The organism is Bradyrhizobium sp. MI1.7 (assembly GCF_055811795.1).
On sequence record NZ_JBVVPO010000003.1, the window covers coordinates 152577 to 171795 of the forward strand.

Below are 19219 nucleotides of genomic sequence, written 5' to 3' on the forward strand. Positions count from 1 at the left end.
GGGGGGGGGGGGGGGGGCGGCGGGGGCGGGGGGCGGGGGGGGGGGCGGGGCCTTTACTCGTGTCCCCGTCATGCCGGGGGGGGGCCCCCCCCGCGCCCGCCCCCCGCTTCGTCAGATCACGCTCGCGGCTAGTCGCTGCGACCGGCAGTTTTGGCCTGCTTGATCTGTTGCAGCACCTGATCGAGGTTATAGCTGGCCGGGTCCTGGAGCGGCGGGTACGCCTGATAGGTCTCCAGTTCCTTCAGCCAGAGCGCCTGGCCGATGGGCAGCATGTTCCAGTCATAGACGTAGGCGGTAGAAGGGGAGCCGATTACGCCGCCGAGGCCCATGAGCGTCTTGTATTGTGAACCGATCGAGGTCTCGAACGGGTCTCGCTTGATATTGACGACCTGGGCCCAGTGATAGGGAGCCGCTCCAGAAATAAAGCCCTGCGGGGCGTCGGACACCATCGTGAAGTAGATCTTCCAGTTCTTGTACCGCACCGCCGACGGGTCCTTGCCCGAATAGTAGAAGAAGGTGTCGCGCGCCGACGTTTCCGAACGTCCGGAAAGGTACTCGGTCTGATCGACGCCATCGAGCGTCGTCTTCACGATGCCGGGATATTGGCCGGCCTCGATCCGCTTCTTCAGCGCGTCTCCCTTTGCGCCGCCAGCGATGTTGACAAACGTCGGCAGCCAGTCGAGTGACGCGAAGATGTCGTTCTTGATGGTGCCGGGCTTGATGACGCCCGGCCAGCGAATGAGCGCCGGAGCGCGCATACCGCCTTCCCAGGTGCTCAGCTTGCCGCCCTTGAACGGAGTCGTGCCGCCGTCCGGAAAGGTGATGGTCTCGGCGCCGTTATCGGTCGTGAACACGATGATCGTGTTGTCGAGCTGACCCATGTCCTGGAGCTTCTTCAGCACATAGCCGATATTGTCATCCAACTGCTTCATGCCGGCCTCGTTGAGGCCCCAGTCCTTGCCGCCGGGCTCGCCGACCATGGCCGCGTACTTGTCATTCAGCACGGTCGTGATGTGCATGCGCGCGGGGTTGTACCAGACGAAGAAAGGCTTGCCCGTCGTCTTCGGATCATTGCGATCCATGAAGTCGATGACCTTGGACGAGATTTCCTCGTCGACACCCTTCGATCGCTCAAGCGTTAGCGGGCCCTGGTCGATGCATTGCTGAGTCCTGGATGTTCCATCGGACTTGCAGAACAGGACGTTGCGCGGAGGCGTCAGGCAAACCGTCGTTTTCGGATCGACCGCGCCCGGTACCTCCGGGATGCCGGGGATCGGCGTATTCTTGCAGGGCGGGGCAACCGACTGCTGGCTCGGAGTCTTGTTGATGTCCGGGAAGCTCACGCCCTGCATGGCGTCGAGGTGATACAGATAGCCCCAGTATTCCTGGAAACCATGCGCGGTCGGCAGCGCGTCGGTGTGGTCGCCGAGATGGTTCTTGCCGAACTCGCCGGTGTTGTAGCCGAGATCGAGCAGGAACTTGGCGAGCGCCGGGGTACCGGGCCGCAGATAGGACGGGCTGCCGGGCAGTTGCGGAGGAATCATGCCGGTGCGCAGCGGATGCATTCCGGTGAAGAAGGCGTTGCGACCGGCCGTGCAACTCTGCTCGGCATAGTAATGCGTGAAGATCGCGCCTTCATTGCCGATGCGATCGATGTTGGGCGTCTCGCCGACCATCAACCCGCGATGGTAGATGCTTGGCTGGTAGAGGCCGATGTCGTCACCCATGATAAAGAGGATGTTGGGCTTTTGCGCCGGCTGGGCGGCCACCGGCGTGCTGATCAATCCCGCCGACGGTATCATCATCGTCGCACCGAGCAGCGCTGCGCTGGACCGCTTGAGCCACCCTTGCTTCTTGCGTGGCATTGTGACCGAAAGCTCATCATTGAATACGCAATTCAACATGGCATCGCTCTCCCATTAAGATGCGTCAGAGGCTCCTCGCCTGATGCACCGAAATCCAAGATGACTTGTGGAAGTGTCGACCGGCTCCGCATGCCGCGCAGCCGGCCGGTAGCGTCGGCAGTAATTCGGCGCGCACAAATGCGAGCCGCCTTTGATGACCTTGCGTGGAATCTTGACGTTGGTCGTTCTTGGGTCGTAGCTATCGGCCTCGCGGCCGCCGCGCGGGTTCTCCGGAATGCAGCAGGCTTTTGCGGCGTCGGCTTCATGCTGAGGCGAGTACCAGTCGGACGTCCACTCCCAGACGTTGCCGATCAGATCGTGCAGCCCGTAACCGTTCGGCGGGAATGCCGTGACCGGCGATGTCCGTTCGAAGCCGTCGTCCCGGGTGTTCTGGCGCGGAAATTCACCCTGCCAGGTGTTGGCCATATGACGGCCGTCGGGCGTAAACTCATCTCCCCATGCGAACTCGGCGCCGTCCAGTCCGCCGCGCGCCGCAAATTCCCATTCGGCTTCGGTTGGCAAATCCTTGCCGGCCCATTTTGCGTAGGCGACCGCATCGCTGAAGGCCACATGCACGACGGGATGATCGTCCAGCCCACGGATATCGCTGCCCGGCCCGTAGGGATGCCGCCAGTCCGCGCCCTTGGCGAAGGTCCACCACTGGCTGAAATCCCGGAGACTGACCGGATACGCGGGCGGCGAGAACATCAGGGAGCCCGCATAGACCATGTGCGGAAGCATTCCCGGATAGTCCTTTGGATCGGGCACGATCTCGGCAACGGTGACGTGGCCGGTAGCCTTGGCGAACGCCTTGAATTGCCGGTTGGTCACTGGATGGCGATCCATCCAGAACGCATCCACGGTGACGCGGTGGACCGGCGCTTCCTCCGGATAGTGCCGATCCGAACCCATGCGAAACGTGCCGCCCGGCACATACAGCATCCCCTCGCCTGCAGGATGCTGGAGCGATTGCCCGCGATCAGGCGACGATTTCGTATCAGCCAGCTTCATGCCGATCTCCGGACCCGTGCGTCATTACCCAGCGCTGACACGGAGCCGGAACGGCAGATTTCAGAATTGATCCAAATCAAAGAGTCCTGGTCGCGTCCCTCATGACGGAGCTGGGCCACCAGCAAGCCCTGCCATGTCCGCTGCGCCATCGAAACCGAAGCAGCTTCAGGACATTAGGACATCTCCCCGGCAGCCATCGGCTACTTTGCATGGGGTTGTTTTTCGAAAATTGATTGTCCGGACACAAAAGCCTCAGTACGCCACGGTTCGAGGCAGCTTCTCGGCTTGGCGACCGCCGCCTCTGGAATACTGGATCGCCCGCACCAGTGCGCAATGCGCGCAAGGCGGGCGATGACAGCATACTCGTGGTGATTGCGTGCCCTACTCTGTGGGCCCGCGCGTCACGCCCCGTTCAGGAATTGAAGCGGGTCAACCGGGCTCGATCCCTTACGGATCTCGAAGTGGAGCTGCGGCGACGCCACCTCCCCGGATTGACCCGACTTGGCAATGACCTGACCGCGCTTGATGGTATCGCCGCGCTTCACCATCAGCTCACTCGCATGGGCATATGCGGTGACGTAGCCGTTGGAGTGCCGAACCAGGACCAGATTGCCGTAACCTTTGAGCTCGTTGCCTGAATAGGCGACGACGCCGTCTTCTGCCGCCTTGACCGGCGTACCCTCGGGCACCGCGAGATTGATGCCGTCATTGGACTTGCCATTGGTCTTGGCGCCGTAGCTCGTGACCACCTTGCCGCGCACCGGCCAGCGGAAGGTCGGCAGCGCGCTGGTGGTCTCCGCAGCTTTCGCCGGAGCCTCGGCGGCCTTCTCTTCGACATTGGCCGTGGCCTGGGCCAGACGCGCGCTTTGCACGGGTGCGGCGACAGCGGCCATCTTGGTGGCGGGTGCGGGAGCAACCGCAACGGGCTGCAGCGTCCCGGCGACAGGAGCCGCGGCAACCGGCACCGCGAGGGCAGCGGTCTTGGCACCCGGCACGGTCAGCCTGGTGCCGAGCTTGAGCTTGGCCGACGGATCGAGGCCGTTGGCACGGGCAAGCTCAGCCGACGAGATGTGGTTCTTGCGGGCAATGCTGGCGAGCGTCTCGCCGTGGTTGACGAAGTGCGTGCTCGGCGGCGCGGCGACGGCTGCAACCGGCTTCGCAGCAGGTGCCATCGCGGGAGCCGCCGCGACAGGAGCCATCGCCGGTGCGGGCGCAGCGGCTGTGGCCGGATGCGGGATGATCAATTGCTGGCCGGGCGAGAGCGCGCGCGGGCCCTTGTAGCCGTTGGCGGCGAGGATCGCCTGCGGCGTGACGCGATAGCGCTTGGCGAGCACGTCGAGCGTGTCGCTGGTGCCGACGATGATCTTGGTCCCGCCGGCCGGCTGGGCGGCCGCGACCGAGCGCGGCGGCACGGTGGCCGTGGTCTCCAGATGCGGCTGTGCCGGGGGCGCGTAGGAGCTGACGCCGCGACCGCCTCCGGACACCCCGCCACCCGCCGCAACCGGATAGGATTGCGGCGCGGAGACCGCCGGCGGCGGCAAGGGCTGCGACTGATAATAACCGGGCTGCGTCTGCGGCCGCGAATATTGCGGCAGCTCACGCTGCGGCGGCGGTGCCTGCTGCACCGAGCCGGTCTGCTCAGACGCGAAAGGATTGGAGAAATTCGACTGGGACAGCCGCGACTGCATGTCGGCGCTGCACCCTGCGAAGCTGAACGAGATCAGCGCCAAGACCGCAACCTGCGGCACGCGGCGCGAGTAAAGCAACTCGGCGACTACAGACATGGTTACTCACTCGTACGCAACAGAACTGGTCTTTTAAGTAAACACGTCGCGAGTAAATAACGGCTTAACCCTCCCAATAAGATGTTGGCGGCACAGCCGATCCGGAAATCTACAGCTCCCGCGCCACCCCGGGCAGCGCCGGCACGAAGCGGACCTCGACGAGTTCCTTGCGCTCGATCCCGGCTTCGGTCCGGCTGAAGCGGACCAGCGTCTGCACACCATGGTGCGGGCCGATGGGTGCGATCAGGATGCCGCCGACCTCCAGCCGCTCGACCAGGTTCTCCGGAAGCTGCTCCATCGCGGCGGTCACGATGATGCGGTCGAACGGGCCGATATTGGCCGGCAGGTTGAGGCCGTCGCCGAGCATCACCTCGACATTGTGACAGTTTAGCTTTTCGAGCCGGGCGCGTGCCGCCTCCGCGAGCTTGCGGTAGCGCTCCACGGTCAGCACCTGGCCCGCGAGCCGAGACAGCACGGCGGCCTGATAGCCTGAGCCTGCGCCGATCTCGAGCACGCGGTGCTTCTTCTGGAGCTGGAGTTGCTCGGTCATGTAGGCGACGACGAAGGGCTGGCTGATGGTCTGCCCGCAGGCGATCGGCAGCGCGCTGTCACGATAGGCGGCGTCGCGATCGGTCTCCTCCACGAACAGATCGCGCGGCACCTCCTCCATGGTTCGCAGCACCGCCTGATCGCTGATGCCCCGGCGCCTCAGCGAGAGCTGAAACATCATCTTTTCCGGCGGGTGCTGATCGGAGGTCATCGCTGCTTATCGTCTCGTCGGGTCCGGGGCCACGTGTCTCGTTAAGACCCGGGGCAGGAATCCTGTTCCTACCCAGGAACCCATGATAGCCGTTCGGGCGCGGTATTGGACCATAAATCGGCTTGCAACGGGTTGGCTGCAAAGACCATTTTCAGGTGTCCGCTCGCCGAAACGCGCATTGCGTCGATTCGCGTTATCTGCGAACGTTTTCCGCAAATGGGCAAGGACTCAACGACTATGACCGCGACCGGACCTTCGGGCCGCTCTGTATTCCTCGTCGAGGACGAGGTGATGATCAGGATGATGGTCGCGGATATGCTCGAAGAGCTCGGCTACAAGGTCGCCGCCGAGGCCGGCGATATCACCGAGGCCCTGCGGCTCGCCCAGGCGACCGAGTTCGACATCGCCATCCTCGACGTTAACGTCAACGGCAAGGTCATCTCTCCGGTCGCCGATGTCATCAGGGCGAAGGGCTGCCCGTTCATCTTCGCCACCGGCTACGGCTCCTCCGGCCTGCCCGAGCAGTACCGCGACCGGCCGGCCTTGCAGAAGCCGTTCCAGCTCGACGCGCTCGGCAAGACCATCGAAGCCGCCCTTCGCGGCGGCTAGCGATTACTTCAGCGTCGCGCTCAGCGCTTCGGAAAACGCCTCATTGGTGCGGTCGAGCCGGAGCGGCGTGACGGAGACATAGCGCTCGCGCAGCGCCGCCAGATCGGTGCCTTCGGCAGGCGTGTCCATCATCGCGGCGCGCTCGAAGCCGATCCAGAAATAGGGATTGTTGCGGCCGTCCCTGCGCTCGTCGATCCTGAGGAAGCCGAGATTGCGCTTGCCCTGGCGGGTGACGCGGATGCCGAGCACCTCCTCCGGCGTACAGGCCGGAAAATTGACGTTGATGACGGTGTCCTTCGGGATGCCGGCGGCGATCACCTTGCGCAGGATGTCGGGTCCGAATTTGAGCGCGGTATCCCAAAGCGGGCGCTCGCGCGTCTCGACGCTGAACTCCTGCGACAGGGCGAAAGACGGCAGCCCCAGGATGGTGCCCTCCAGCGCGCCGGCGATGGTGCCGGAATAGACCACGTCCTCGGCGACGTTGCGGCCCTTGTTGACGCCGGACAGTACGAGGTCCGGTGGCTTGGTGCCGAGGATATGGCGCGCGCCCATGATGACGCAGTCGGTCGGCGTGCCGCGCACCGCGAAGTGGTTTGGTCCGACCTCGCGCAGGCGCAGCGGATCGTTCAGCGAGAGCGAATGCGACACGCCGGACTGGTCGAGCTCGGGAGCAACGACCCAGACGTCGTCGGACAATGCGCGCGCGATCTCCTCCACGACCTTGAGGCCGGGGGCGTGAATGCCGTCGTCATTGGTGCAGAGAATGCGCATATTAAAAATCGTTCCTGAAGCGGGTCTGAGCCGTCTTATCCGGCCGGGGCCGATCAGGCAAACCGGCCGACTGGCTCCGGCGGCGGGTTCCCAGCCTGGTCCTGCTACCTGCGGATGCGCCATTGCGGCAGGAAGCGTGCGAGCCTGCCTTCCGCGCGCAGCTTCATCGCCGGCACCACCAGGCTCACGACCGGAGCCTCGATCACCCCGAGCGCCTTCAATTGCGCGAGAATCGGGTCCGGCTCCAGCGTCTGCGGAAAGCGTTCGCGCGCCACCGTCAGTGCCTTGTCGAAATCCGCAGCATTCACGCCGGGCTTGGCCCGCCGGCTGCACACGAGATCGTCATCCCAGAGCCGCGCGATCGCGATGTCGAACACACCACGCAGACGCTGATCGACGGCCTGGATACCGGCACCTGTCACCGCCCATTGTCTGCCGACCCAGAAGATGTCGCGGTGCAAGGCCATGAACAGTGAGTTCGTGTTGTCGGGTGGCCGGCAGAATAACCAGCCGCCCGATCTTCGCAACCAAACGTTTCTGCGTGACAGCCGGGCAACGCGCCCCGGACTCCCGTTCCGATAGAATCGGAACGGGACTTCAGATTTTTATCTTGTTTGACGCGCTTTCTCGACGCGAACCGGTATCCACTTCGCTCGAAAACGCCCTACTCGCGCGCGACCACCTTCAGCCCGCCCATATAGGGCTGGAGCACGTCGGGGACGGCGATCGAGCCGTCCTCCTGTTGATAAGTCTCCATCACGGCGATGAGCGCGCGGCCGAGCGCGGTGCCGGAGCCGTTCAGCGTGTGCACGAATCGTGGCTTGCCGTCCGGACCGCGCGAGCGGGCGTCCATGCGGCGGGCCTGGAAGTCACCGCAGACCGAGCAGCTCGAGATCTCTCGGAACGCGCCGCCCTCGCCCTGCCCGGGCATCCAGACCTCGATGTCATAGGTCTTTTGCGACGAAAAGCCCATGTCTCCGGTGCACAGCGTCATCACGCGGTAGTGCAGATCGAGCCGGCGCAGCACTTCCTCGGCGCATGCCAGCATCCGCTCATGCTCGTCCTTGCTGGTCTCCGGCGTCGTGATCGACACCAGCTCGACCTTGGTGAACTGGTGCTGGCGGATCATGCCTCGGGTATCACGTCCTGCGGCGCCCGCCTCCGCGCGAAAGCACGGCGTCAGCGCAGTCAAGCGCATCGGCAGCTGCTTCTCATCGAGGATGGATTCGCGAACGAGGTTGGTGAGCGCCACCTCCGCTGTCGGAATGATGCCGAGACGCTCGGTCCGCAGCCGCTCCAGATCGGGTGCGGCGAGCAATTCGCCCTTGATCGCCCAGAACTGGTCGTCCTCGAATTTCGGCAATTGTCCCGTGCCGAACATGATCTCGTTGCGGACCAGCAGCGGCGGATTGATCTCGGTATAGCCGTGCTCGTCGATGTGCAGATTCAGCATGAACTGGCCGAGCGCGCGTTCGAGCCGCGCCAACCCCTTCTTCAGCACGACGAAGCGCGCGCCGGAGAGCTTGGCCGCCGTCTCGAAATCCATGTCACCGAGCGCGCCGCCGAGATCATCGTGGGGTTTGGGCGCAAACGCGTAGTTGCGACGGTTGCCGAAGACATGGCGTTGCACATTGCCGTGCTCGTCGACGCCGTCGGGCACTTCGCCGAGCGGCAGATTGGGGATCGCCGACAGCGCCGTGGCAAGCTCCTCGTCGGCGGCTTTCGCAACGGCCTCGAGCTGCGGCATCGTTGTCTTGAGCTCGGCGACCTCCGCCATCAGCTTGGCGGCGCGCGCGTCGTCCTTCGCCTTCTTGGCGTCGCCGATCTCCTTGGAGGCCGCATTGCGCCGCGCCTGCGCCTGCTCCGAGGCCAGGATTGCCGCCCGCCGCTTCTCGTCGATCGCGAGCAGCGACGCCGACAACGGCTTCAGGCCACGCCTGGCGAGGCCGGCGTCGAAGGCTTGCGGATTGTCGCGGATCGATTTGATGTCGTGCATGGCCGTGGTCCTGGATCAGCGCATAAACCTACAACGGCGAACGTTGTACGTCAGCGCGTTCCCCCTAGCACAGCTGTCATCGCCCGCGAAGGCGGGCGATCCAGTATTCCAGAGGCGCCCGTGATTCCCCGACGATTCCCCGACAGGCTGCGGCGTACTGGATTCCCCGCCTTCGCGGGGAATGACACCGGTGGACGTGGCGCCCTACTCCGCCGGATTGGCCGGCGTCGACACATCGGTGCCGGTGGCGGCCTTCGACGCCGCCGCCTTCTTCTCCACCATCCCGACCGCGATGATCGAGCCCTCGTAGAGCAGGAGCAGGGGAATCGCCAGCGAGCACTGGCTCAGCACGTCGGGCGGCGTCAGAACAGCCGCGATGACGAAGGCGATGACGATGAAATAGCGGCGCTTCTCGCGCAGCATCTTCGAGGTGACGATCCCGATGCGGCCGAGCAGCGTCAGGATCACCGGAAGCTGGAACGCGATGCCGAAGGCGAAGATCAGCGACATCATCAGCGACAGATATTCGCCGACCTTGGGCAGCAGCTGGATCTGCGCGGTCTCGTCGCTGCCGGCCTGCTGCATGCCGAGCGAGAAGCGGACCAGCATCGGCAGCACCACGAAATAGACCAGCGCCGCGCCGAGCACGAAGAAGAACGGGGTTGCGACCAGGTACGGCAGGAAGGCCTGCTTCTCGTGCTTGTAGAGCCCGGGCGCGACGAACTTGTAGATCTGCGTCGCGACGATCGGGAACGAGATGAAGCCGGCGCCGAACAACGCGAGCTTGAGCTGGGTGATGAAATATTCCAGCAGCGCCGTGTAGATGAACTTCGAATTCTCGGGACCCGCGACCCACACGAACGGCCAGACCAGCACGTTGTAGATCTGCTTGGCGAAGAAGAAGCAGAAGATGAAGGCCACGCCAAAGCCAAGCAGCGCCTTGATCAGCCGCGACCGCAGCTCGATCAGGTGGTCCATCAGAGGGGCTTTGCTGGCCTCGATATCGGCGTCGCTCATGACGCTTTGACGTCCTTGATCGCCTCGGGTGGCGCAGTGTCTTGAATGACCTGGGCCTGCTCGACCTCGCGGGTGATCGCGAGCGGCTCGTTCGCAGCCGCATGCGCCTCGGCTTCCACGAAGGTCTCGGGCGTCGGCGCTTCCGGCGTGGTTGGTGTCGCCGGCGTTTCGCTTGAAATCGCCAGCGCTTCGCTTGAAATCGCCGGCGCTTCGACGGCGGTGGTCGTGGTGGTCTCGGCCGGCTTGTCCAGCGCATCGACGCGGAGCGCGTCGCTGACATCCTTCTGGAGCGAGGTCATTAGATTGTTGCCGGCAAAGCCGGAAGCGGCTTCCTTGACCTCGTCAAAGCTCTTCTTGAGGTCGGCCATTTCGGCCTCGCGCATCGCTTCCTGGAACTGGCCCTGGAATTCGGAGGCCATCTTGCGGGCCTTGCCCATCCACTGCCCGACCATGCGCAGCACGCCCGGCAGCTCTTTCGGGCCGATGGCGACCAGGGCCACGACCCCGATCAGGACCAGTTCACTCCACCCGATGTCGAACATGAGGCCTTCCGTTCACGCCAGCCGCGACCGGCCCAATCCTTCGCGCTTAGGATCGGCGCCGTCACCCGCGTCTCGCGTACGCTTACTCAGACGGCCTTGCTGCCGACATCGGACCGGGCCGCGGTCGGCGGCGCGGCGGCGTGCTCGATCGACTTGGCCGGCTCGGGCTTGTCGGCGACCTTGTCGTCGTCCTGCATGCCCTTCTTGAAGGCCTTGATGCCCTGGGCGACGTCGCCCATCAGATCCGAAATCTTGCCGCGGCCGAACAGCAGCAGGACGACTGCGATCACCAGGATCCAGTGCCAAATGCTAAGCGAACCCATCCTGCAACCCTCCAAACACACCTGGCCGGGGACCCGGCCGATCTTCCCGGAAACCTAGGCTTGGCAGGCCTCAAAAACAAGGACCAAGGCAGCGCCAATTCGCTGTTGGCGCTACGTAATCTTGCCAGTGTTAACTGGTCGCAGGGAGCCTCTAAACGGCCGGGACGTCAGTCCTCGCTGCCACCCTCGCCGCCCTCATTGCCGCCTTCCGGCGTCTCGGGCTCGACCGCAGGCGCCAGCGCCAGATCCAGGTCCTCGCCCGGTTCCAACGGATCCTCGTCCTCGCGCAGCTGCGGGTCATCCGACGGGGTCGGCACGCTGAATCCGGTCGGTAGGCGCGAATCCAGCAGGCCCGTGCCCTTCAGTTCCTCCAGGCCCGGCAGATCGCCAAGCTGTTCCAGGGTGAACTGCGACAGGAAGTCCTCGGTGGTTCCGAAGGTCAAGGGGCGGCCGGGCGTCTTGCGACGACCGCGCGGCTTGATCCAGCCGGTCTCCAGCAGCACGTCGAGCGTGCCCTTCGAGGTGACGACGCCGCGGATCTCTTCGATCTCGGCGCGCGTCACCGGCTGGTGATAGGCGATGATCGCCAGCACCTCGATCGCGGCGCGCGACAGGCGGCGGGTCTCGGTGCTCTCCCGCGTCATCAGCCAGGCGAGATCGCCGGCGGTACGGAAGGTCCATTTGTTGGCGACGCGCACGAGATTGACGCCGCGCAAGGCATAGTCGGCCTGGAGCTGGTCGAGCGCAGCCTTGACGTCGACGCCATCAGGCATGCGCTTGGCCAGCGTCGCGGTGTCCAGCGGCTCATTCGAAGCAAACAGCAGCGCTTCCAGCAGCCGCAGCTCTTCAGGACGTGCCTGGGACTCGTTCTCCATCGGCTCGGCCTCTTCTACCCGCACTTCAGCCAGGCTTGCCATGGTAGCTTCTCCTTCTTGCACTTAACCGACCGGCGCATCAGGCGCAGGAGCTGCGTCCACGACCGGTTTCGGGCGCCCCTTCCGGAAATAGATGGGCGCGAACGCCTCTTTCTGGTTCAACTCGAGCTGACCTTCACGCACCAGTTCGAGCGCAGCCGCAAAGCTCGAGGCGAGCACCGTCGCGCGCTGCGTCGGATCGGCAACGTGCCGGAGCAGAAAGTCGTCGAGAACGCCCCAGTCGTCCTGTTCGCTGATGCTGCCGACAAGCCGCTCCAGCGTGGCGCGCGCCTCAGCGAGCGACCACACCGTGCGCTTGGCCAGATGCACGCTCGCCAGCACGCGCGACTGGCGCTGCGCGGCATAGGCGGTGAGCAGGTCGTACAGCGTCGCGGTGTATTTCGGGTGCTTGATCTCCGCGATCTGCTCGGGCTCGCCACGCGGGAAGATGTCGCGCAGCAATTGCTGCCTGTTCATCAGCCGGTTGGCGGCCTCGCGAATGGCTTCCAGCCGGCGCAGGCGGTTGGCGAGCGCGGTCGCCATCTCTTCTGCGCTCGGGCCTTCCGCACTCGGCGGCTCCGGCAGCAGCAGGCGCGACTTCAGGAAGGCAAGCCAGGCAGCCATCACGAGATAATCGGCAGCAAGCTCCAGCCGGATCTTTCGCGCGGCTTCGATGAAGTGGAGGTACTGGTCGGCCAGCGCCAGGATCGAGATCTTGGCGAGATCGACCTTCTGCTGCCGCGCCAGCGCGAGCAACAGGTCGAGCGGGCCCTCATAGCCCTCGACGTCCACAACCAACGCCGGCTCACCCTCGGCGAGCTCTGCAGGCCGCCCGGTTTCAAACGATAGGATTTCTGCGGTCATGCGGATGCCGTGTTTGCCCGTGCGATCAATGCGTCCAGTTCGGCGCGTGCGGCCACCCGCTCGAACGGCTGCGGTGCCTTGCGCGACGCAAGTGCGGCCTTTGCGCGCGCCAGCGCCGTGCCGGACAGCTCAGGTGTCTGGCCGGCGACCTCGCGCATCTCCTCGATGTTGCCGTTGCAATGCAGGGCCATGTCGCAGCCGGCCGCGAAGATGGCGCGGGTCCGTTCGGCGATATTCCCCGACAGCGCGTTCATCGACACGTCATCACTCATTAACAAACCCTGGAACCCGATCACGCCGCGAATCACCTGAGTGATCATTGTCGCAGAAGTCGTCGCCGGATGGGCGGGGTCGACCGCGCTAAACACAACATGTGCAGTCATGGCCATCGGCAGGTCGGCCAGCGGCTTGAATGCCGCAAAGTCGGTCCGGTCGAGTTCGTCCCTCGGAGCATCGACCGTCGGCAGTTTGAAATGGGTGTCGGCGGTGGCGCGTCCATGTCCGGGAATGTGCTTCAGAACCGGCAGCACGCCGCCCTGCTCCAGGCCCTCGGTGACCGCGCGCGCGATCGCGGCGACCTTGCCGGGCTCAGTGCCGTAGGCCCTGTTCCCAATGACGGCATCGGCACCCGGCACCGGCACGTCAGCCAGCGGCAGGCAATCCACGGTAATGCCGAGATCGGCGAGATCCGACGCAATCAGCCGGGCGCTGAGGCGCGCAGCCGTCAATCCAAGTACCGAATCAGCGTCGTACAAGGTCGAGAAAATCGCGCCCGGCGGATAGACCGGCCAGTGCGGCGGGCCCAGCCGCTGCACCCGGCCACCCTCTTGGTCGATCAGGACAGGCGCGTCAGCTGCGCCCGCAGCCGCCCGCAATTCCTCAACCAGCGCAGCAACTTGAGCCGGCGCCTCGACATTGCGCTTGAAGAGGATGAAGCCCCATGGGCGTTCGGCACGGATAAACTCCCGCTCGACGGCGGTTAGTTCCGTTCCGGATACACCGGTAATGAAGGCCCGCGTGCTCATAACGGCCGATTAACCCTGCCCCGCGAGGGGGTCAAGGAAACGGCCGTTAATTCCTCTGGACGAAGCAGGCGGACAGGCCAGCGGACTTCAGGCTGTTGCAAGCCTGCGTCGCTTCCTCGGCCGAACCATAGGGTCCGGCGAAAGCGCGATAGACGACCCCCTTGCCCTTGTCGGTCAGATCGACCCGCTTGATCACCGGCGAGCGCGATCCGAGCACGCTGCCATATTTGCTCTGAAGCACCCGGTAGGACGCGGCCGCGCTGTCCTCGCTCTGCTGCGAGGAGACCTGCACGACGTAGCCGCCACCACCATTGCTAGCGGGCGTGATTTGCGTCGGGTTGGTCGCAGCCATCCGCTGCGGCACCTCCGCAACCGGCGTCGATTGCGGCGCAAGCGAGAGCGGCTGGTTGGCACTGGCATTGGCCGAAGTCGGCGGATTGCGCGGCGCAGGCGGTGCGGCGGGCGCGGCAACGGGCTTCGGCGCGGCTGCCGCCGGCTTGGCGGCCACGGATTGCGGCGCGGTGCTATCGGTCTGATCGCCTCTCACGGCCACAGTCCTGATCGAGCGCGGCGTATTGGCCGGCAGCGTGCCGTTGCTCGGGATCGGACCCGCGCTTGGCGGCGGGATCGTGGACGGCGCGACGCTCGCCACCGACGGCGGGTTCGCGTTCTGGTTCAGCGGCGGGAACACCACGCGCGGGCCGCCCGCCTTGGCCGCGACGTCGACAGGCGCCTCTTCGCGCGGCACGATCTTCTCGGAGCCGTCGCCGCTCGCCATGCGATCCGGCACCTTGGCCGAGGAGTCGGTCGGCGCCGGCACGATCTTGGTCGGCGTGTTGTCGGCCTTGATGATCGGCGGCTCGCCGCTGCGAGGCGAACCGACATAGGTCTTGTAGGCGAAGGCCGCGCCAGTGCCGACCACGGCAAGCGCGAGGATCGCCGCGACCGTTATCATGCCGCCGCGCGGCTTCTTCGGCTCGTCGAGATCGGCCTCGGGATAGTCGCTCTGGAACGCGTAAGGATCATCCGGATAGGCGGGATCGCGCTGATAATCCTGCTCGCCACCCTCCAGCCGTCCATAGAGCGCGTCGTCGTAGCGCGCCGGATCGGGCGGCTGATGCGGCTCCTGATAGGCTTGCTCCTGGTAAGCCTGATCATGCTGCTGGTGAGCACGGCCTTGATGGGCCTGATCCTGATAGGCCTGCGCTTGATAGGCCTGATCCTGGTAAGCTTGGTCCTGGTAGGCCTGCGGCTGATGGAAATCAGGCTCGGGCGCGGTCGGCTGGGCTGAATAGCGGTGCAATGGATGAACCGGGTTCACAGGAACGGGATAGTCGGGCTGCTCGGGCGCGGGCTGCGGCTGCACGTTGGCGCGCCGCATCCATGAGGGCGGCCCGGGCGGAGCCGGCGGCGCCTGCTCGGCATAATCCTGCCGATAGTCGTCCTGCGGATAGTCGTGGTCCTGATAGCTCTGCGTTGGCGGTGCCGGCGGCTGCGCGCTCGGCCGTCCCTGCGCTGCAAATGGATCGGTCTGTCCGATCAGGCGGGCGAGCTCGGCCAAGGGATCGTTTTCCACCTTCCCATGCTGATCGCCACCGCGACCATAGCCATCGGAAGGAAACGTTCTGTCCTGATATCGTTCGGCCATCGTGATGATGCGTCCCTTCGGGAAAGCCGCGCGCCCCTCGACCAAGGCGCGGCTTTCGACCCACAAGGCATTCAACCAAGTCTAAGCGGTCCGGCTTCTGCCGGTTACCCCCAAAATTCCCCTTAAGTAGTTCGCCCCAAACTACCGCATCTCGTCCGGAGCATGGACGCCGAGGATGGCGAGGCCCGATGCCAGGACAGAGACGACGCCCTGGACCATGGCCAGTCGCGCCTTTGTAAGATCTGCATCATTATTGATAATGAAGCGTAAATAGGGCAAATCGCGCCCCTTCGTCCAAAGTGCGTGAAATTCGCTCGCTAAGTCATAGAGATAGAAGGCAATTCGGTGCGGCTCATGGGCCGCGGCGGCGGCCTCCAGCATGCGCGGAAAAATTGCGAGGCGCTTGAGCAGCTCGAGCTCGACGGGGTCCGACAGCCGTTCCACCGCCGACTCGCCGAGCCACGCGATGCGCTTGCCGGTATCCTCAGGCAGTTCCGGGAACACCTCGGCCCGGGCGTTGCGGAAGATCGAGTGGCCGCGGGCGTGGCCGTACTGGACGTAGAATACCGGGTTGTCGCGCGACTGCTCCATGACCTTGGCGAGGTCGAAGTCGAGCACCGCATCATTCTTGCGGTAGAGCATCATGAAGCGGACGGCGTCCTGGCCGACCTCATCAACCACTTCGCGCAAGGTGACGAAGTCCCCGCTCCGCTTCGACATTTTCACCGGCTCGCCGTTGCGCAGCAACTTCACGAGCTGGACGATCTTGACGTCGAGCGCGCCCCTGCCGGATGTCGTCGCCTTCACCGCCGCCTCCATCCGCTTGATGTAGCCGCCATGGTCGGCGCCCCAGACGTCGATCATCTCGGCGAAGCCGCGATCGAACTTGTTCTTGTGGTAGGCGATATCGGAGGCGAAGTAGGTGTAGGAATTGTCCGACTTGATCAGCGGACGATCGACATCGTCGCCGTAAGCGGTCGCCTTGAACAGGAGCTGCTCGCGGTCTTCCCAGTCCTCGACCGGCGCGCCCTTCGGCGGCGGTAGGCGGCCTTCATAGATGTCGCCCTTGGCCTTCAGGAAATCGATGGTCTCGGCGACCTTGTTGTTGCCGGTCTCGATCAGCGAGCGTTCGGAGAAAAACACGTCGTGGCGGATGTTGAGGGCGGCGAGATCGTCCTTGATCTCCTCCATCATCATCGCGATCGCCTTGGCGCGCACCGTCGGCAGCCACTCGGCCTCGCTCATCGCGAGCAGCTTGTCGCCGTGCTCCTTCGCCAGCGCCGCGCCCACCGGCTTCAGATAGTCGCCGGGGTAAAGGCCTTCCGGGATCGCGCCGATGTTTTCGCCAAGTGCCTCGCGGTACCGCAGGAAGGCGGAACGCGCGAGCACGTCGACCTGGGCGCCGGCATCGTTGATGTAGTATTCGCGGGTGACGTCGTGGCCACCGAACTGGAGCAGGCTTGCGAGCGCGTCGCCGAACACGGCGCCGCGGCAATGGCCAACATGCATCGGTCCGGTCGGGTTCGCCGAGACGTATTCGACATTGACCTTGGTGCCACCGTGGACGCGGCCGTAGTCAGCCCCCTCGCGCAGCACCGTCCGCAGCGCCTCGGCCCAGGCGGCCGGCTTCAGCGTCAGATTGATGAAGCCGGGGCCGGCGACGTCGACCTTGGCGATCAGCGCGTCGGCACGGAGCCGCTCGGCGATCTGCTCGGCGAGGTCGCGGGGCTTTGCCTTTGCCTCTTTCGCAAGCACCATGGCGGCGTTGGTCGCCATGTCGCCATGGGAGGCGTCGCGCGGCGGCTCGACCACCACGCGGGAGAAATCGATACCCTCGGGCCAGTTGGCGTCCGCTGCGAGCGCGCGGCAGGCGGCGTGCACGCGTGCGAGCACGTCGGCGAACAGGTGCGGTGCTGAGGATGTGTCGGGCATGGCCGCCGCCTAACGCAAATCCGGGGTCGAGTCAAAGAGCCGCTGGTGCTCGGTCAAGGCGAAACGGTCGGTCATTCCGGCAATGAAATTGCCGATCCGGCGGGCCCGGTCGCCCTCATTGTCCGCCTCCGCCCCCAGCAGCCATTCCGGTGGCAGCTCACCGGGCGATGTCAGGTATTTTGCGAACAGGTCGAACAGAATCTGTTCCGCCTCCCCCATCACCCGCATCACCCGCTTGTGGCGGTACATGTGCTGATAGAGGAAGCGCTTGATGGCGGCCTCCTCCTCGGCAACCGCCGCCGGGAACGTGACCAGCGCCCGGCTCTGCCGGCGCACGTCCTGGGCCGATTGCGGTTTCACGGCGGCGAGGTTCTTCTGCGCCTCCGAATACACCGCACCGATCAGGTGCGAGATCAGCTCGCGCACCAGCTCGGCGCCGCGCCTGACGTCTTCGAGATCGGGATAATGCGCCGAGGTCTCGGCAATGATCTCCGCGGTCAGCGGCATCACCTTGAGATCATCGAGATGGAACAGGCCGGCGCGCAGACCGTCATCGATGTCGTGGGCATCATAGGCGATGTCGTCGGCGATCGCGGCAACCTGCGCCTCCAGCGAGGCGAAGCTCCACAATTCGAGATCGTAGGTCTTGATGTAGTCGGCGATGCCGACCGGAATGCCATGCTCGCGATAGGGCCCGACCGGCGCGCCGCTGCGATCCGTCAGCGGGCCGTTGTGCTTGACGATGCCCTCCAGCGACTCCCAGGTCAGGTTGAGACCGTCGAACTCCGGATAGCGGTGCTCGAGCGACGCAACGACCCGCAAGGTCTGGGCGTTGTGGTCGAAGCCGCCGAAATCCTTCAGGCAGGCATCCAGCGCCCGCTCGCCGGCGTGGCCGAACGGCGGATGGCCGAGATCATGAGCCAGCGCCAACGTTTCCGTGAGGTCCTCGTCCAGTCCGAGCTGCCGGGCCAGGGCGCGAGCGATCTGCGCCACCTCCAGCGAATGGGTCAGCCGGGTGCGGTAGTGGTCGCCCTCGTGGAACACGAAGACCTGGGTCTTGTACTTCAGGCGGCGGAACGCGGTGGAATGGATCACCCGGTCGCAATCCCGCCGGAACGGGCTGCGGGTCCGGCTCGGCGGCTCCACGACCAGCCGGCCGCGGCTGCGGTCGGGGTCGCAGGCATAGGGCGCACGGGGGGCTGCCATTCCGACGGACACGACGAATTTAGTCCCTATCCATTTGTCAGGGCTTTATTCTTTGTTCTCAATGGCTTCCCATAGGTTTTTTCCCAATCTTGTTCCATAGTTGTTCACTCTGTGTTTTCTTGATCGATTTTGTTTTTCAGAATTATTCTGATAATCAAAAGATTGGGAAATTTCATCGAGGATTGGGAAAAACCAGTGGGAAGCCTATGATCCGGTTGATTTTTGAGCAGGCCATTTGATTCTGCGTATGCTTGCACTTAACTATGCCGGACGCGGGATACCAAATGAATTGGGCAAGTGAACTTGGTATGACCGCGGGACTATCGGAGATGAACTATGACGACTGACGTGACCATCAGTGACCGCGCCGCACGCCGGATTGGGGAGATCCTCAAGGGCGAAGGTTCTGGCGCGATGCTGCGCATCTCCGTCGAGGGCGGCGGCTGCTCGGGCTTCCAGTACAAGTTCGACATCGACCGCGACCGCACCGACGACGATCTTGTGATCGAGCAGGAGAATGCGGTCGTGCTGGTCGATTCCGCCTCCCAGCCGTTCCTGGCGGGCTCGCAGGTCGATTTTGTCGACGATCTGATCGGCGCCTCGTTCCGCGTCAACAATCCCAATGCGACGGCGTCCTGCGGCTGCGGGACCAGCTTCTCGATCTAGCCCGACTTAAAATCTGAAAAACAACCCCATGCAAAGTAGCCGGGAGCCGGCGCGATGAATTTCGGACTTTACGAAAACTGTTTGACGCGTCGGGCAAATCAGGGGTAAGTTGCGATCATCGCGAGGTCCCCAAGGGGGCTCGGCGGGTCCGATACAGTCTGACGCCGAAGCGGCCCCTGTCCAATCATTCTAGAAAGCTTAAATCTCGTCAGCGGCGCCAATAGCGGTATTAAATTATCCAATGCGC

Annotated in this window: 18 protein-coding genes; 2 read left to right on the forward strand and 16 right to left on the reverse strand. The window is 64.4% G+C overall.

Annotated features, from left to right (window positions below):
* Window positions 1–128 precede the first annotated feature (128 nt).
* The 4 genes from AC0L3X_RS05255 to AC0L3X_RS05270 all read right to left on the reverse strand — a co-directional run bounded on the left by AC0L3X_RS05255 (window position 129) and on the right by AC0L3X_RS05270 (window position 5459).
* Entirely contained in the window at window positions 129–1805 is a 1677-nt protein-coding gene (locus AC0L3X_RS05255) for an arylsulfatase (RefSeq protein WP_283018879.1), read from the reverse strand.
* Between the two features lie 114 nt (window positions 1806–1919).
* Window positions 1920–2915, reverse strand: a complete 996-nt coding sequence (locus tag AC0L3X_RS05260) for a formylglycine-generating enzyme family protein (RefSeq protein WP_283016605.1) — start codon at window positions 2913–2915, stop codon at window positions 1920–1922.
* A gap of 401 nt (window positions 2916–3316) precedes the next feature.
* Window positions 3317–4699, reverse strand: a complete 1383-nt coding sequence (locus AC0L3X_RS05265) for a LysM peptidoglycan-binding domain-containing M23 family metallopeptidase (RefSeq protein WP_354131571.1) — start codon at window positions 4697–4699, stop codon at window positions 3317–3319.
* Between the two features lie 109 nt (window positions 4700–4808).
* Window positions 4809–5459: a protein-L-isoaspartate(D-aspartate) O-methyltransferase gene (locus AC0L3X_RS05270; protein WP_028152470.1), complete on the reverse strand. Its 651-nt coding sequence runs from the start codon at window positions 5457–5459 to the stop codon at window positions 4809–4811.
* Between the two features lie 237 nt (window positions 5460–5696).
* Here AC0L3X_RS05270 and AC0L3X_RS05275 point away from each other — a divergent pair, with 237 nt between their 5' ends.
* On the forward strand, window positions 5697–6068 hold the full coding sequence (locus tag AC0L3X_RS05275) for a response regulator (RefSeq protein ID WP_028152469.1): 372 nt from the start codon (window positions 5697–5699) through the stop codon (window positions 6066–6068).
* Window positions 6069–6071: 3 nt separating this feature from the next.
* Here the strand turns inward: AC0L3X_RS05275 and surE are convergent, their stop codons facing one another.
* The 12 genes from surE to AC0L3X_RS05335 form a co-directional block, all read right to left on the reverse strand.
* Window positions 6072–6839 (reverse strand): 5'/3'-nucleotidase SurE, encoded by a 768-nt coding sequence (gene surE, locus AC0L3X_RS05280; protein WP_085404650.1) that lies wholly within the window; start codon window positions 6837–6839, stop codon window positions 6072–6074.
* A 104-nt stretch (window positions 6840–6943) separates the two neighbouring features.
* Window positions 6944–7306 (reverse strand): hypothetical protein, encoded by a 363-nt coding sequence (locus tag AC0L3X_RS05285; RefSeq protein WP_354131572.1) that lies wholly within the window; start codon window positions 7304–7306, stop codon window positions 6944–6946.
* A 197-nt stretch (window positions 7307–7503) separates the two neighbouring features.
* Window positions 7504–8835, reverse strand: coding sequence for a serine--tRNA ligase (serS, locus tag AC0L3X_RS05290; protein WP_063983114.1), 1332 nt, complete (start codon window positions 8833–8835; stop codon window positions 7504–7506).
* Window positions 8836–9039: 204 nt separating this feature from the next.
* Complete coding sequence (tatC, locus tag AC0L3X_RS05295; RefSeq protein ID WP_063983113.1) at window positions 9040–9852, reverse strand: twin-arginine translocase subunit TatC; 813 nt, start codon at window positions 9850–9852, stop codon at window positions 9040–9042.
* A complete protein-coding gene (gene tatB / locus AC0L3X_RS05300; RefSeq protein ID WP_354131573.1) occupies window positions 9849–10394 on the reverse strand; it encodes a Sec-independent protein translocase protein TatB in 546 nt (181 codons plus the stop codon). Before tatB ends, tatC begins: the two co-directional genes overlap by 4 nt.
* 86 nt (window positions 10395–10480) lie before the next feature.
* Window positions 10481–10717 carry a twin-arginine translocase TatA/TatE family subunit gene (locus AC0L3X_RS05305; RefSeq protein ID WP_028156107.1) on the reverse strand — a complete coding sequence of 79 codons (237 nt, stop codon included), beginning with the start codon at window positions 10715–10717 and terminating at the stop codon, window positions 10481–10483.
* A 167-nt stretch (window positions 10718–10884) separates the two neighbouring features.
* Window positions 10885–11634 (reverse strand): SMC-Scp complex subunit ScpB, encoded by a 750-nt coding sequence (scpB, locus tag AC0L3X_RS05310; protein ID WP_473316291.1) that lies wholly within the window; start codon window positions 11632–11634, stop codon window positions 10885–10887.
* A gap of 21 nt (window positions 11635–11655) precedes the next feature.
* Window positions 11656–12495, reverse strand: coding sequence for a segregation and condensation protein A (locus tag AC0L3X_RS05315; protein ID WP_063983110.1), 840 nt, complete (start codon window positions 12493–12495; stop codon window positions 11656–11658).
* A complete protein-coding gene (gene nagZ, locus AC0L3X_RS05320; protein ID WP_354131574.1) occupies window positions 12492–13520 on the reverse strand; it encodes a beta-N-acetylhexosaminidase in 1029 nt (342 codons plus the stop codon). Before nagZ ends, AC0L3X_RS05315 begins: the two co-directional genes overlap by 4 nt.
* 46 nt (window positions 13521–13566) lie before the next feature.
* The gene (locus tag AC0L3X_RS05325; protein ID WP_354131603.1) at window positions 13567–15168 is read right to left on the reverse strand and encodes an SPOR domain-containing protein; all 1602 of its coding nucleotides are present in this window, start codon (window positions 15166–15168) and stop codon (window positions 13567–13569) included.
* A gap of 141 nt (window positions 15169–15309) precedes the next feature.
* Complete coding sequence (argS, locus tag AC0L3X_RS05330; protein WP_354131575.1) at window positions 15310–17100, reverse strand: arginine--tRNA ligase; 1791 nt, start codon at window positions 17098–17100, stop codon at window positions 15310–15312.
* A gap of 9 nt (window positions 17101–17109) precedes the next feature.
* Window positions 17110–18318: a deoxyguanosinetriphosphate triphosphohydrolase gene (locus tag AC0L3X_RS05335; RefSeq protein WP_094184451.1), complete on the reverse strand. Its 1209-nt coding sequence runs from the start codon at window positions 18316–18318 to the stop codon at window positions 17110–17112.
* Between the two features lie 324 nt (window positions 18319–18642).
* Between AC0L3X_RS05335 and erpA the strand changes: the two genes are divergently transcribed.
* Entirely contained in the window at window positions 18643–18972 is a 330-nt protein-coding gene (gene erpA, locus AC0L3X_RS05340; RefSeq protein ID WP_014495044.1) for an iron-sulfur cluster insertion protein ErpA, read from the forward strand.
* Window positions 18973–19219 lie beyond the last annotated feature (247 nt).

Coding starts and splice junctions, on each gene's coding strand:
- AC0L3X_RS05255 (WP_283018879.1), bottom strand. CDS start 1,805: ATGATGATACCGTCGGCGGGATTGATCAGCACGCCGGTGGCCGCCCAG.
- AC0L3X_RS05260 (WP_283016605.1), bottom strand. CDS start 2,915: ATGAAGCTGGCTGATACGAAATCGTCGCCTGATCGCGGGCAATCGCTC.
- AC0L3X_RS05265 (WP_354131571.1), bottom strand. CDS start 4,699: ATGTCTGTAGTCGCCGAGTTGCTTTACTCGCGCCGCGTGCCGCAGGTT.
- AC0L3X_RS05270 (WP_028152470.1), bottom strand. CDS start 5,459: ATGACCTCCGATCAGCACCCGCCGGAAAAGATGATGTTTCAGCTCTCG.
- AC0L3X_RS05275 (WP_028152469.1), top strand. CDS start 5,697: ATGACCGCGACCGGACCTTCGGGCCGCTCTGTATTCCTCGTCGAGGAC.
- surE (WP_085404650.1), bottom strand. CDS start 6,839: ATGCGCATTCTCTGCACCAATGACGACGGCATTCACGCCCCCGGCCTC.
- AC0L3X_RS05285 (WP_354131572.1), bottom strand. CDS start 7,306: ATGGCCTTGCACCGCGACATCTTCTGGGTCGGCAGACAATGGGCGGTG.
- serS (WP_063983114.1), bottom strand. CDS start 8,835: ATGCACGACATCAAATCGATCCGCGACAATCCGCAAGCCTTCGACGCC.
- tatC (WP_063983113.1), bottom strand. CDS start 9,852: ATGAGCGACGCCGATATCGAGGCCAGCAAAGCCCCTCTGATGGACCAC.
- tatB (WP_354131573.1), bottom strand. CDS start 10,394: ATGTTCGACATCGGGTGGAGTGAACTGGTCCTGATCGGGGTCGTGGCC.
- AC0L3X_RS05305 (WP_028156107.1), bottom strand. CDS start 10,717: ATGGGTTCGCTTAGCATTTGGCACTGGATCCTGGTGATCGCAGTCGTC.
- scpB (WP_473316291.1), bottom strand. CDS start 11,634: ATGGCAAGCCTGGCTGAAGTGCGGGTAGAAGAGGCCGAGCCGATGGAG.
- AC0L3X_RS05315 (WP_063983110.1), bottom strand. CDS start 12,495: ATGACCGCAGAAATCCTATCGTTTGAAACCGGGCGGCCTGCAGAGCTC.
- nagZ (WP_354131574.1), bottom strand. CDS start 13,520: ATGAGCACGCGGGCCTTCATTACCGGTGTATCCGGAACGGAACTAACC.
- AC0L3X_RS05325 (WP_354131603.1), bottom strand. CDS start 15,168: ATGGCCGAACGATATCAGGACAGAACGTTTCCTTCCGATGGCTATGGT.
- argS (WP_354131575.1), bottom strand. CDS start 17,100: ATGCCCGACACATCCTCAGCACCGCACCTGTTCGCCGACGTGCTCGCA.
- erpA (WP_014495044.1), top strand. CDS start 18,643: ATGACGACTGACGTGACCATCAGTGACCGCGCCGCACGCCGGATTGGG.